General features: G+C 62.3%; 12 protein-coding genes and 1 pseudogene. 10 read left to right on the forward strand and 3 right to left on the reverse strand.

Features of this window, described 5'->3' with window-relative positions; all coding sequences use genetic code 11:
- Positions 1–85: 85 nt before the first annotated feature.
- From AC0KW6_RS00615 to AC0KW6_RS00635, 5 genes and pseudogenes are all read left to right on the forward strand, one after another.
- Positions 86–899, forward strand: a pseudogene (locus tag AC0KW6_RS00615) (transposase); the annotation flags it as partial.
- A 350-nt stretch (positions 900–1249) separates the two neighbouring features.
- Positions 1250–2245 (forward strand): tRNA dihydrouridine(20/20a) synthase DusA, encoded by a 996-nt coding sequence (gene dusA, locus AC0KW6_RS00620; protein WP_474033809.1) that lies wholly within the window; start codon positions 1250–1252, stop codon positions 2243–2245.
- Between the two features lie 86 nt (positions 2246–2331).
- The gene (locus tag AC0KW6_RS00625) at positions 2332–3186 is read left to right on the forward strand and encodes a sulfite exporter TauE/SafE family protein (RefSeq protein ID WP_323781592.1); all 855 of its coding nucleotides are present in this window, start codon (positions 2332–2334) and stop codon (positions 3184–3186) included.
- Positions 3187–3196: 10 nt separating this feature from the next.
- Positions 3197–3994: a hypothetical protein gene (locus AC0KW6_RS00630; RefSeq protein WP_323781595.1), complete on the forward strand. Its 798-nt coding sequence runs from the start codon at positions 3197–3199 to the stop codon at positions 3992–3994.
- 176 nt (positions 3995–4170) lie between these two features.
- The gene (locus AC0KW6_RS00635) at positions 4171–4899 is read left to right on the forward strand and encodes a SpoIIAA family protein (RefSeq protein ID WP_474033810.1); all 729 of its coding nucleotides are present in this window, start codon (positions 4171–4173) and stop codon (positions 4897–4899) included.
- Positions 4900–4912: 13 nt separating this feature from the next.
- On the opposite strand, the gene AC0KW6_RS00640 is transcribed toward AC0KW6_RS00635, so the two are convergent.
- Genes AC0KW6_RS00640 through ccmI form a run of 3 tightly spaced genes read right to left on the reverse strand, consistent with a single transcriptional unit; the run spans position 4913 to position 6858 of the window.
- Positions 4913–5146: a DUF1289 domain-containing protein gene (locus AC0KW6_RS00640; protein ID WP_323781283.1), complete on the reverse strand. Its 234-nt coding sequence runs from the start codon at positions 5144–5146 to the stop codon at positions 4913–4915.
- Between the two features lie 3 nt (positions 5147–5149).
- Positions 5150–5623, reverse strand: a complete 474-nt coding sequence (gene ruvX / locus AC0KW6_RS00645; RefSeq protein ID WP_323781280.1) for a Holliday junction resolvase RuvX — start codon at positions 5621–5623, stop codon at positions 5150–5152.
- Positions 5620–6858, reverse strand: coding sequence for a c-type cytochrome biogenesis protein CcmI (ccmI, locus tag AC0KW6_RS00650; protein ID WP_323781277.1), 1239 nt, complete (start codon positions 6856–6858; stop codon positions 5620–5622). Before ccmI ends, ruvX begins: the two co-directional genes overlap by 4 nt.
- Positions 6859–7056: 198 nt before the next feature.
- Here ccmI and AC0KW6_RS00655 point away from each other — a divergent pair, with 198 nt between their 5' ends.
- The 5 genes from AC0KW6_RS00655 (at position 7057) to AC0KW6_RS00675 (ending at position 12947) form a co-directional block, all read left to right on the forward strand.
- Positions 7057–8301, forward strand: coding sequence for a sarcosine oxidase subunit beta family protein (locus AC0KW6_RS00655; RefSeq protein WP_024089838.1), 1245 nt, complete (start codon positions 7057–7059; stop codon positions 8299–8301).
- A 33-nt stretch (positions 8302–8334) separates the two neighbouring features.
- Complete coding sequence (locus tag AC0KW6_RS00660) at positions 8335–8676, forward strand: sarcosine oxidase subunit delta (RefSeq protein WP_474033811.1); 342 nt, start codon at positions 8335–8337, stop codon at positions 8674–8676.
- A gap of 49 nt (positions 8677–8725) precedes the next feature.
- Positions 8726–11758, forward strand: a complete 3033-nt coding sequence (locus AC0KW6_RS00665; RefSeq protein ID WP_323781267.1) for a sarcosine oxidase subunit alpha family protein — start codon at positions 8726–8728, stop codon at positions 11756–11758.
- Positions 11751–12317 carry a sarcosine oxidase subunit gamma gene (locus tag AC0KW6_RS00670; RefSeq protein WP_323781266.1) on the forward strand — a complete coding sequence of 189 codons (567 nt, stop codon included), beginning with the start codon at positions 11751–11753 and terminating at the stop codon, positions 12315–12317. Before AC0KW6_RS00665 ends, AC0KW6_RS00670 begins: the two co-directional genes overlap by 8 nt.
- A 195-nt stretch (positions 12318–12512) precedes the next feature.
- A complete protein-coding gene (locus tag AC0KW6_RS00675; RefSeq protein ID WP_323781265.1) occupies positions 12513–12947 on the forward strand; it encodes a hypothetical protein in 435 nt (144 codons plus the stop codon).
- Positions 12948–13019: the final 72 nt, after the last annotated feature.

Raw genomic sequence — 13019 nt, forward strand, 5'->3', positions numbered from 1 at the left:
ACGTTGACTTGCGGCCAGAGAACTGGACCGAATGAAGCTGGATTTTTCCGCTAAGGTTTCCCGGCTGGGAAAGGAGCGGAATCACATCAAGGCATCGAAGTTCACCGAAGCGCAGAAGGCGTTCATCTTGAAACGAGGTGAGCAAGGGACACCGGTCGCGGAGATCTGCCGCAAGGCCGGGATCAGTCAGGCAACGTATTTCAGCTGGAAGAAAAGATACGGAGGCCTCCAGCCGGACGAGATGCGCCGGCTGTAGGCGCTGGAGGATGAGAACACCCAGCTGAAGAAGACCGTGGCGGACCTGACGCTGGACCGGGAGATGCTTCAGGATGTCATTCGCCGAAAGCTCTGAAGCCTGGCCGTTTGCGTGAGGTTGTCACCGGGATGTGCGTCGACTGGGAGGGCCTGTGGGGCCATCTGCTTTGACACATCCACCTTCCACTACTAATCCCGGCGGACGGATCAGGCTGCCGTTGAGCGGCGGATCAAGGAGATTGCAAAGACGCGTGTGCGCTACGGCTGCCGCCGCGTCCACGTGTTGCTGAGGCGGGAGGGGTGGATAATCAACATGAAGAAGACCCGCAGGATTTAAAATGCGTTGGGGCTGCAGCTCTGGAACAAGCACCCGAAGCGGCGGGTAAAAGCGAAGCTGCGGGAAGACCGTCAGGAGGCAACTGGACCGAACGATGTCTGGGCGATTCCTTGCCCGAAAGGCGATTGCGCAAGCGCAATCTGCCGGAAGGGGCTTGGTTCACGACCAGCTCGCCCTGGGTAAGAAGCTGGGCGTCCTGACGGTGGTCGAAACCCATTCCAGGTACTGCCCGGCGGCCGATCCGCGCTTCACCTATCGGGGCGAAGACGTCGTTCAGACGCTCGAACGGGTCGGCGGGCGGATCGGCTAGCAGGCTTCCAGGCATTCTTAGCGGCAATGGCGGCGAGAACGCTCTGGGTATTGGTGTCTATCTTGGACATAGAACTCATTCCATCTCGGTCTTGGTGATGGGGAAGTCGGTCCGTTCTAGAAAAAACTTTGCGGAGATTTCATTGCCGATTTCCCTGGATCTGTCGAAGATCTTGGGCAGGAGTTTCCCGGGCACGATGCTCAGCCCTGAACGGGCGGTGTTCTATGGGCTCGGTTGTGCTACACCGTAGCACACCAGAATCGAAAATCGCCGAAAACCCGGCAAAATCACCGGAAACCCGAGGGAATCCTGCTACAGGTACTTGATGAGCCTACGGAGCTAACGCTTTGAAAGATAACGCACAAAAAGCAGCGCGTTTGAGCGTGGCACCCATGATGGATTGGACGACATCCGATTGCAGGTTTCTGCATCGGCTGCTGAGCCGGGAGACGCTGCTTTACACAGAAATGGTAACCGCGCCTGCGCTGGTTCGGGGCGGGGCGCTGCATCTGCTTGAGTTTCACCCCGACGAGCATCCGGTAGCCTTGCAGCTGGGCGGTTCGGACCCGGTGGAGCTGGCAGAGGCCGCCAGGCTGGGGGCGGTAGCGGGCTATGACGAGATCAACCTCAACTGCGGATGTCCGAGTGACCGGGTGCAATCGGGCGCCTTTGGCGCGGTGCTGATGCAGACGCCGGACCTGGTGGCGGATTGCGTCGCCGCCATGCGTGAAGCCGTGAATGCCGAGGTTACCGTCAAATGCCGGATCGGTGTTGACGATCAGGAGCCGGAAGAGGTGCTGCCGGACTTCCTGGACAAGATCCGGTCTGCGGGCTGCCAGCGGGTGACAATCCACGCACGCAAGGCCTGGTTGCAGGGGCTGAGCCCAAAGGAAAACCGCGATATCCCGCCCTTGGATTATGATCTGGTGCATAAGATGAAGGCCGCATTCCCGGATCTGCATATCTCGATCAACGGCGGTATTGCCACGCTGTCTGAGGCCAAGACGCACCTGGACCGGGGCCTCGATGGCGTGATGGTGGGGCGTGCGGCCTATCACCAGCCTGCCGATGTTCTTTGCGCCGCGGATCCGGAGATCTACGGGACCGGCAGCGCCAGTGAGCCTTGCCAGGCCGTGCGGCAGATGCTGCCGTATATCGAAGCGCGGCTGGGCGAAGGGGCCAGGCTGAACCAGATCACCCGGCATATGCTCGGATTGTTTGCCGGCAAGCCGGGCGCGCGGCAGTGGCGGCGGACGCTCTCTGAGGGCGCCTGCCGAGCAGGAGCCGGGCCGGAATTGGTGGAGCAGGCCCTGGCGCAGGTGGCGGACCGCGCGGCCGCGTGACGCGGCGCTTTGCAGGCTATCGGCTTGTGCAATCGGTTTCCGGCCGCTAACCCTTTGCCAGTGAAGCTAAATCGGAGGTTCCCCGCATGACTGATCCTGCCATGACCGCCGCCCTGTGGCCGGAGCCTGCATTGCTGATGCAGATGGCGGGGCTGCTGCTGGTGATCGGCGCATTCGCCGGGATGCTTGCGGGACTTCTGGGTGTTGGCGGCGGCATCGTCCTGGTGCCGGCGTTTTTCTATGCCTTTCAGACCCTTGGCTATGGCGGCGATCAGCTCATGCAGATGTGTCTGGCGACCTCTTTGGCGACAATTATTGTGACCTCTGTGCGTTCAGTCCTGAGCCACAACAAGAAGGGCGCGGTGGATTGGCAGATTCTGCGCGGCTGGGGCATTGGCATCGCGCTGGGGGCCATTGCCGGGGTGCTGGCAGCAACCTCTTTGCGTTCATCCGTGCTGCAAGGCGTGTTTGGCGGACTGGCGCTGGTGATTGGCTGCTATCTGGGGCTGGGCCGCGCGGACTGGCGGCTGGCTGAAGCGATGCCCAAAGGTGTAAAGCGGCTGGCGCTGTCGCCTGCGGTCGGGTTCCTGTCGGTGCTGATGGGCATTGGCGGCGGCAGTTTTGGCGTGCCGCTAATGACCCTGCACGGGGTGGCGGTGCACCGGGCGGTGGCGACGGCTGCGGGCTTTGGGGTGATCATTGCGGTGCCGTCAGTCGCTGGTTTCCTGCTGCTGGATTTGGACCCGGCCACGCGGCCTCCGTTCACCGTCGGGGCGGTTAATCTGGTGGCGTTTTTCATCGTGATCGCAATGACGCTGATAACCGCGCCCTGGGGTGTGAGACTGGCCCATGCGATGGACCCGAAACCGCTGAAGCGGGTGTTCGGGGTGTTTCTGGTGCTGGTGGCAGTCAACATGCTGCGCAAGGCTTTCGGATATTAAGAGGGATATCATGCCGGAGCAATTCGAGCAGTTTCAGGAAAAAGGCTGGGTGCGGTTCGCCCGTGACCCGCAGATCGCCGCCTGGGCAGCGGATGCGCTGCAGCACGGTGTCAGGGCGCTGGACGATCCGGCCTGCGCCGAGTGGTTCCAGTGCGAGCGCACCTGGTTCATCGGCGTCGATGCCCTGCCCAATGACGCCGGGGGCCGCCTGCCGGATGGTCCGCCATTGTCGGGCTTGCCGGTGGCGTTCATCACGCAGAACCTTGGCCCGATCCCTGATCTGCACCGCGCACAAGTGTCCTCGGTCTTTCCCGGCTACCCGCGGCCGCGTCCGGGCGAGGGGGAGGCAGCCTTCCGCTACCGCGTCAAACGCGATGCGGCGCATGTGGACGGGGTGAAGATGTTTGGCGAGCACCGCCGCCGCAAGGTGGAGGAGCCGCATGCCTGGGTGCTGGGGATCCCGCTGAATGACAGCAGCCCGGATGCGGCGCCGCTGGTGATCTGGGAGGGCAGCCACCACATCATGCGCCGCGCCTTTGCCGCCGCGTTCAAGGGCGTGCCGCAGGCGGAGTGGGCAGATGCGGATGTGACCGACACCTATACGGCCGCCCGTGCCGAAGTGTTCGAGACCTGCCCGCGGATCACGGTGCACGCCAAGCCCGGCGAGTCCTATCTGATGCACCGTTTGTGCCTGCATGGGGTTGCGCCCTGGGGCAAGGGAGCCTCAGCGCCGGAAGAGGGCCGCATGATCGCCTATTTCCGCCCGGAGCTGGCGGATTGGACCTCAGGCTGGCTGGCAGATCGCTAACCCCTTTCGTTGACATTCTTCTGGCCGGCTCCAGGTTCGTCCCCTCGGCCGATCATTGTTGCCCTCCCGTAAGCGGCAAGCTGCCGGGTTACGCAGCAGATGCAGACCACCCGCTTGGACCCTAGCAGCCTGAGGCTGTAGGCTTGGACCAGCATTGTGAGCAAAGGGTGATTGAGATGATTGATATCGACACACAGATGGACGGCTCGCTGATTGAAATTCGCATGTCGGGCAGAATTCGCGGCGAGGACTACGAGGCAACGGTCGTGCCCGCCGTCGAGGCGGCCTTGAAGGAGCATGACCGGATCAGGGTTCTGGCGGTGCTGGACGAGGGCTTCGAGGGCTTCGATCTGTCCGCTGCCTGGGCGGATACGAAACTGGGCCTTGGGCACTGGCGCGGGTTTGACCGCTGCGCGGTGGCCGCGGATCAAAGCTGGGTGAAAACAGCGATCCGCGTGGCAGCGCCGCTGCTGCCCTGTCCGGTGCAGGTCTTTGCTTCGGACGAGGCCGACGAGGCGCGCCGCTGGCTGCGGGAGTCTCTGGGCGCGGTGCATGTCACCGATCTTGGCGGGTCCTGTCTGCAGATCAAGCTGATGGGCAAGGTCGATCCGGAGGTCTATGAGCGTGCAGGCCGCGAACTGGATGAAAAACTGCGGGAGCGCGAGGGGTTCCGGCTGCTGCTTGATCTGACAGAGTTCGACGGCTGGCAAGGGCTGTCGGCAATGGCGGCGCATTTCAGGCTGGCGCGGACACATGTGGGGCTGCTGGACCGCGCTGCCGTGGTCGGCGACAAAGGCTGGCAGCATATGGCGCAGCGGATCGCTGGCCGGATCCTGGATGCGGAAACCCGGTTCTTTCCCAGTGATGAGGCGGGTAGCGCCAAGACCTGGCTGGCGGCGGGCTGAGCCGCGCGCGGCGTCAGCGGCGCTTCAGCCGTGCGCTGCGGCCGCCGCGGCGCTTGACCAGTGTGCTGGCACGGGCTGGCAGGTCGTCCATGATGCCAGCGCGTTCTTCATTTGTCATCTTCGACCAGTCGCGGATTTCGTCGATCGAGCGGTAGCAGCCGGTGCAGATGCGCGCCTCCGGGTGGACGACGCAGATCTTGATGCAGGGGGACTGGATCTCGTCCCGTTTCCATACGTCGTCAGTCATCATTCACCCGTTTTTCAAATGCCGCATCCGGTCCAATGCACCCTGGAGGATATAGGAGGCCGCGACGTGGTCGATAACCTCTGCGCGGCGTTTGCGTGTCGTATCTGCTTCAAGAAGCGCTTTTTCTGCCGCCACAGTGCTGAGACGTTCGTCCCAGAAACTGATCGGAAGCTCGGTGAGCTGCCCCAGATTTCGGGCAAAGGCGCGGGTGGACTGGCAGCGGGGGCCTTCGCTTCCATCCATGTTGCGGGGCAGGCCCAGAAGGATGCCGCTGATGTCGCGTGCCTGGATGATCTCCAGCAGGCGGGCGGCATCCAGCGTGAACTTCTTGCGCTTCACGGTTTCCAGCGGAGTCGCCACCGCGCCGATCCGGTCAGAGACGGCAACGCCGATGGTCTTGGTGCCAAGGTCCAGCCCGATCAGCGCGCACATCGGCGGCAGGGCGGCGGCAAATTCTTCGAAAATGTCGTGGATCATTCTGCAATCCCTGTTTGGGCGGCGATGGTTTCCAACAGCTCCAGTGCGTCCTGGTCGGCGGCAAAGGCGCCGCGGGCTTCGTCATAGACCGTGCGGGCACGCGCGCTGTCGCCGAGCACCGAGAGGGCGCCGATCAGCCGGGCCCACTCCTCGGCCGAGCCGCCTTCGGATGCGAGCCGGTCGGACAGGCGGGTGACCATTCCGCGGATCATCTGCTGCCGGTCTTCGGCGCTGAGCCCGCTGGAAGCCGCCATGTCTTCGGCGCTGGGGCCGGGCAGAGCAGGGGCGGTTCCGCCGGCAGGAGGGATTGGCTGGTATTCAACACCTGCGCGGAAGGCCATCTCCTCGATCTGGCCCTGAATGCCCTTGATCCACGGCGCATCCGCCGGGCCGTCACGCAGGGTTGCAGCCCATTCGCGGTAGGCGAGGTCCGGGCGGCCGATCTGACCCAGCATCAGGCCCCAGTAATAGCGGGCCGGACCGTGTGCGGGATCAATGGCGCGTGCCTGTTGCAGGTCGGTCTGGGCCTCGGGAGAGACATAGCCGGCGGCAGCCATGATTTTCAGCTCGGCCAGCTCGGTGAAGTCGCGGGCGTTGACCTGACCCTCCGCCAGCCGGATGTAGTTGGTCTTGGCGGCATAGGCGGCCTTGAAGTTGCCGAGGTTGGCCTCATGCTGGGCCAGCAGGGCCTGGCCCTGGGCGTCGTTGTCGCGCTGGCCCGCGGTTTTGCGCAGCTGCTCCACCAGTTTGACATAGCCTTCTTCAACCTGGGGCTTGGGCAGGTCGGGCGCTTCGGCTTCAGCTTCGGATTGGGAAGGGCGGTTTTCGGCGCGTTCGCCAGCCAGCTGGATACGGTCCTTCAGGCCCAGGTCGCCATAACCGGGCGCACCCAGCTGCCAGTAAATCCCCAGCGTTCCGCCAGTGATCAGCAGCGCCGTGGCTGTGCCAATAACCAAAGACAGAGTCCGGGGCTGCGAGCGGCCTGACTGCGCCTGTTGCAATTGCGTGTCTGCGGCCAGGATGCGGCGGGAAATCTCGGTGCGGATCCGTTCGGCGTCGCCTGCGTTGATGACGCCGCGGGCGAGATCCCGGTCCACCTCCCGCAGTTGCTGGCGGTAGACGCGCAAGTCGTAGGCCGCGGCGGGTTCACCCGCAGTGCGGGCGCGAATAAGGATCATAGCCAGCAAAAAGGCTGCCGAGAACGCGATCAGGGCGGTGACTGTCCAGAAAATCATGCCGTCTCCGTGGTTTGGTTTTCATCTATATCCAGGGGCGGGCGAACAAAAGGGTCAAACTGCCACGCCCGGACACCGACTGTCGGAATACGAGCGCTGTATATGTCGCAATAGCTCAGAAAGAGGACGATAAACGGCGCTGGTCTGCCATGCGTTTCAGGCATACCCGCTAGCAGACACGAACCATCGGATTCGCTTATGAAACGCTATTCAGCTTTTGCCGTCGCGCGGGAAGCCCTGCGCTATCACACCGGATGGGAGCGCGCCTGGCGCTCGCCTGAACCCAAGCGCCATTACGATGTTGTCATCGTCGGGGCGGGCGGGCATGGCCTTGCCACTGCCTATTACCTGGGTAAGAACTTCGGCATCACCAATGTCGCAATTATCGAGAAAGGCTGGCTGGGGGGCGGCAATACGGGCCGGAACACCACCATCATCCGCTCGAACTACCTGCAGGATCCGTCTGCTGCGATCTATGAAAAGGCGCGCAGCCTCTATGAGACGATGTCGCAGGATCTGAACTACAACGTGATGTTCAGCCCGCGCGGCGTGATCATGCTGGCCCAGACCGAGCATGAAATCCGCGGCTACAAGCGCACGGCGCACGCCAACCTGCAGCAGGGTGTTCCGACCGAGTGGATCAGCCCGGAGCGGGTGAAGGAACTGGTGCCGATCATCAATCTGCACGGCCCCCGTTACCCGGTTCTGGGCGGCTTGTGGCAGGAACGCGGCGGCACCGCCCGCCATGACGCGGTGGCCTGGGGCTATGCACGGGCCTGTTCCGACATGGGCATGGATATCATCCAGAAATGCGAAGTTACCGGCGTGCGCACCGAGAACGGCCGCGCCGTGGGTGTCGACACCACCAAAGGCCCGATCGATTGCGACAAGCTGGGGATGCTGGTTGCAGGCAATGCTTCGGTCCTGTCGGAAATGGCGGGTTTCCGTCTGCCGATGGAATCCGTGGCGCTGCAGGCGATGGTTTCCGAGCCGATCAAACCCTGCATGGATGTGGTTGTGATGGCCAACACCGTGCACGGCTATATGTCCCAGTCCGATAAGGGCGAGATGGTCATTGGCGGCGGCACCGACGGGTTCAACAACTACACCCAGCGCGGCTCGTTCCACCATATCGAGGAAACCGTGCGCGCCTTGGTCGAAACCTTCCCGATGGTCAGCCGTCTGAAGATGCTGCGCCAGTGGGGCGGCATTGTGGATGTGACCGGAGACCGCTCTCCCATTATCTCGAAAACCCCGGTGCAGAACTGCTTTGTCAACTGCGGCTGGGGCACCGGCGGCTTTAAGTCGATCCCGGGCTCGGGCTGGGCAATGGCGGAACTGATGGCCACTGGCCACTCGCCGCTGACCGAGGAGTTCTCGATGATGCGCTTCAAGGAAGGCAAGTTCATCGACGAGAGCGTCGCTGCCGGTGTGGCGCACTAACGCTGCAAAATTCAATTTTACGGAGCAAGCACCATGCTGATCCTTGAATGCCCCTATTGCGGCGTCAAAGCCGAAGAAACCGAACTGGCTGCGGGCGGCGAAGCGCATCTGAAGCGCTTTGGCCCCGGCTCCACGGATGATGAGTTTCATGACTACCTGTTCATGCGCGAAAACCCCAAAGGCGTGCATTTTGAACGCTGGCGCCATGCCAATGGCTGCGGCAAGTGGTTCCACGCTGCCCGCTGCACCATGACACTGGAGGTCTTTGGCACCTACACTGCCCAGACCAGCGTGCCGACGCAGGAGATCATGGACAAGATCACTGCCAAACGCCCGGGCTGGACCTGGCGCGAATTCTCGGACGGTCAGAAATGATCCGCCGCCTGACTGAAACACCTGCTTTTCCTTTGAAAGGTCTGCGCACATGAGCACGCGTCTTGCCAAGCACGGCCGGCTGATCGACCGCTCCAAACAGATCGCCTTCACCTTCAATGGCAAATCCATGAAAGGATTTGCCGGCGATACCCTGGCCTCCGCTCTTCTGGCCAACGGCCAAGTGATGATGGGCCGCTCGTTCAAATACCACCGCCCGCGTGGTGTTGTCGCATCCGGTTCGGAAGAGCCCAATGCGCTGATGCAGCTGGGAACCGGTGACCGCTATGAGCCGAACCAGCGCGCCACCACAACCGAGCTTTTTTCGGGACTGTCGGCAAATTCCCAGAACCACTGGCCGAGCCTGGAGTTCGACGTTCTGTCGATCAACAACAAGCTGAGCCGGTTCCTGACTGCTGGCTTCTATTACAAGATGTTCATCCACCCGCGTCCGCTGTGGAAACACGTTTATGAGCCAATCATCCGGAAGTCTGCCGGTCTGGGCAAGGCACCTGACGCAGAGCTGAAAGACGCCGACACCTACGAGCACTTCTACTTCTTCGCGGATGTGCTGGTCATCGGCGGCGGCGTTGCCGGACTGCAAGCGGCCAAGGCGGCAGCGGCCACCGGCGCCAAGGTTCTGGTGATGGAGCAGAACAACCATTGGGGCGGCCGCGCTCCGGTTGACGGTGGCACCATCGACGGTGAAGCGCCTGACGCCTGGATCGCTAAGACCCTGGCTGAGCTGGAAGCGATGGACAACGTCACCCTGCGAGACCGTTGCATGGGGTCAGGCGTTTATGACCACGGCTATGCCCTGGGGTATGAGCGTCTGACCGACCACGCGCCGGGCCAGGGCGGTCCGCGCCACCGCTTGTGGCGGGTCCGCGCCAGCCAGATCGTTACCGCAACCGGTGCCATTGAACGGCCGCTGTCCTTCGCGGGCAACGACGTGCCGGGCGTGATGCTGGCCGGGTCGATGCGCGACTATGTGGTGAACTGGGGGGTGAACCCTGGCCAGAAGGTTGTGGTTGCTACCAACAACGACGACGCCTATCGCACCGCACTGGTGCTGCATGAGGCCGGCGTCGAAGTGGTGCGTGTGGTCGATACCCGCGAAACCGGCGGCGGCGCGCTGATGGAAGCCGTTCGCGAAAAGGGTATCCGGGTTGAGCTGGGCCGTGCCATCGCCAAGGTGAAGGACGGCAAATGCGTGACCGAGGTCTCCATCTGCGCCCAAAACGGCGAAGGCGGCGCCCGTGAGGTCGTGCAGGCCGATGCGGTTGCCATGTCCGGCGGCTGGTCGCCGGTGGTGCACCTGTGGTCCCACTGCGGCGGCAAGCTGATCTGGGACGAGAAAAACGCCAACTTCCGCCCGGACGCCTCCCGTCCGCCGCTGGGCCATGACGGCAACGGCTTTGTGGTACCGGCAGGTGCCGCAAACGGCGAGTTCGGCCTGGGCGCGCTGCTGGAAGACGCAGCTGCGGCTGGTTCGAAAGCGGCTGAAGCAGCTGGCTTCCCGGCGAAATCCGTGGCGGCTGCCAAGGGTGTCTCCGAGGATGAAGTGCAGATGGAAGCGGTCTGGCTGATGCCGGCCAAGGCGGACATCAAACTGCGCATGAAGTCCTGGCTGGACTACCAGAACGACGTGAAAGTCTCCGACGTGCAGCTGGCTGCGCGCGAAGGCTACGAAAGCGTCGAGCACACCAAGCGCTACACCACGCTGGGCATGGCCACCGACCAGGGCAAACTGTCCAACATCAACGGTCTGGCGATCCTTGCGGACTCGCTGAACTCGGAAATCCCGTCGGTTGGCACCACCACCTTCCGTCCTCCGTACCACCCGATCTCCATTGGTGCGATCGCTGGCGAGGCGCGGGCCGAAATCTTCCAGCCGGTGCGCAAGACGCCGATCTATGACTGGATGGACAAGAACGGTGCGGATTGGGAACCGGTTGGCCAGTGGCGCCGCCCGTTTGCCATCACGCAACCGGGTGAGGACCGTCATGCCGCGGTGAACCGCGAGGTGAAAAACACCCGCGAGAACCTCGGCTTGCTGGACGCTTCGACCCTGGGCAAGCTGATTGTCAAAGGGCCGGACGCAGGCAAGTTCCTGGACATGCTCTATACCAACATGATGTCCACGCTGAAGGTCGGCAAATGCCGCTATGGCCTGATGTGCTCGGAAAACGGTTTCCTGATTGATGACGGCGTTGTTGCCCGCATCGACGAGGACACTTTCCTTTGCCACACCACCACCGGCGGTGCCGAAAGCATCCATGGCCACATGGAAGAATGGCTGCAGACCGAATGGTGGGACATGAAGGTCTATGTCGCTAACGTGACTGAGCAGTACGCCCAGGTTGCCGTGGTCGGCCCCAACGCCCGCAAGGTGCTGGAGAAGTTGAACACGCAAGCTGGCGGGGGCATGGATCTGTCGAAAGAGGCGCTGCCGTTCATGGAATGGCGTGACGGTCAGATCGGCGGCTTCGATGCCCGCGCCTACCGGATCTCTTTCTCGGGCGAGCTGTCCTACGAGATTGCGGTTGCGGCTTCCGAAGGCCAAGCGTTCTGGGATGCGCTGATGGAAGCAGGCAAGGAATTCGGCGTCATGCCGTACGGCACCGAGACCCTGCACATCCTGCGGGCCGAAAAAGGCTTCATCATGATCGGCGACGAGACCGATGGCACCGTGATCCCCCAGGATCTGGGACTGCACTGGGCGATCTCCAAGAAGAAGGAAGACTTCCTTGGCAAACGCGCCCAGCTGCGCAGCCACATGGCAGACCCCGACCGCTGGCAGCTAGTCGGTCTGGAGACTGTGGACGGTTCGGTGCTTCCGGACGGCGCCTATGCATTGGGTGAAGGCGTCAATGCCAACGGCCAGCGCAACATGATCGGCCGGGTGACTTCAACTTACTATTCCGCGACCTTGGGGCGCGGCATCGCAATGGGCCTGATCAAGCACGGTCCAAAGCGGATGGGCGAAGTGGTTGAATTCCCGGGCACCGACGGCAAGACCTACAAGGCCAAGATCGTTGATCCGGTCTTTTACGACAAGGAAGGGGAGAAGCAGAATGTCTAAGGCTGTTTCCGTACTGAACGGCGCACATTTCTCCGGCCTGGCCAAGGTCGAGGACGCGGGCCTGCAGGGGATGATCACCCTGCGTGGCGATCTGGGGTCTGCCGCGCTGAAAGCGGCTGTCAAAGCCGCCACCGGCGCCGGGGTTCCGGGCCAGGGCAGCATCACGGTTGCCGAAAACGGCGCCGCTGCCTGGATGTCGCCGGATGAGCTGCTGCTGCTGGTGCCCTATGAGGATGCAGTCGCCAAAACCGCGGAAGTGACCGCGGCACTGGCGGGCGAACATGCACTGGCGGTGAACGTCTCTGACGCCCGTGCCTTCTTCCGTGTTTCGGGTGAAGGGGCGCGCGAGGTGCTGGGCAAAGTAAGCCCGGTGGACTTTGACGCGGCGGCCTTTAAGGCAGGCCAGTTCCGCCGCTCGCGCTTGGCGCAGGTGGCGGGCGCCTTCTGGCTGCATGAAGACGGCTGCTTTTACATCGTCTGCTTCCGCTCTGTCGGAGAGTATGTGTTCAAACTTCTGAGCACAGCGGCACATCCACAAAGCAAGGTGGGTGTTTACTAAAATTTTCACCCTCTTTCTGCTTGTGACGCTATGACGCGTCATTTACGGTGCCCTGGAGACCTTCCGGGCACCGTTTTTATATATTTGGATGCCCCTGGAATTGCTCCTTAGCACTGATTGCAATTGATTGAATTGAAAAGCCTTTTCACGGTGGAGGGAGAGGCTGTTTGAAAAATAAGTTACAGGGAGCGGCTTATGAGCGTGCCTGCATACGGAATTCTAGCACTGGTTTTAACGTTATCCGGGGCGGGCGCCCGGGCGGAAGGCAGCTTTCAATGCGACCTGCAACCGATTTCCCGCGCGTCATGGATACCTGGCCGTATCAACGTGCGATTTTCTGATGACTTCACGACCGCAAAGGTCACCGATGCGGCGTTTGGGGTGTCTGTATCAGCCAGGGTTTCGCAGCGCAGCGCGACAACCTATGCGCTTAGCTGGTCGTTACCGATGCTGACGGACAGCGGGCGGGCAAAGCCGCGATTCAGGGCCGCCCTGAACACTGCAAACCTGAAGATGAGCATTCAATCGATCAACGTCGGCAGCACGATGCAGCCGCCGCGCGGTTGGGGCTCATGCCGCAGGGAGCCGTCTTTATCGCTGGTAGCTCAGAACCGCCTCGGGCGGAACTAGGCGCCCGCCAGACCTTGGGCGGAAATGTGTTGTTTGCAATGCAGTCATTGATTGCAATTGCTTTGGAACTGG

The organism is Leisingera sp. SA215 (assembly GCF_055902035.1).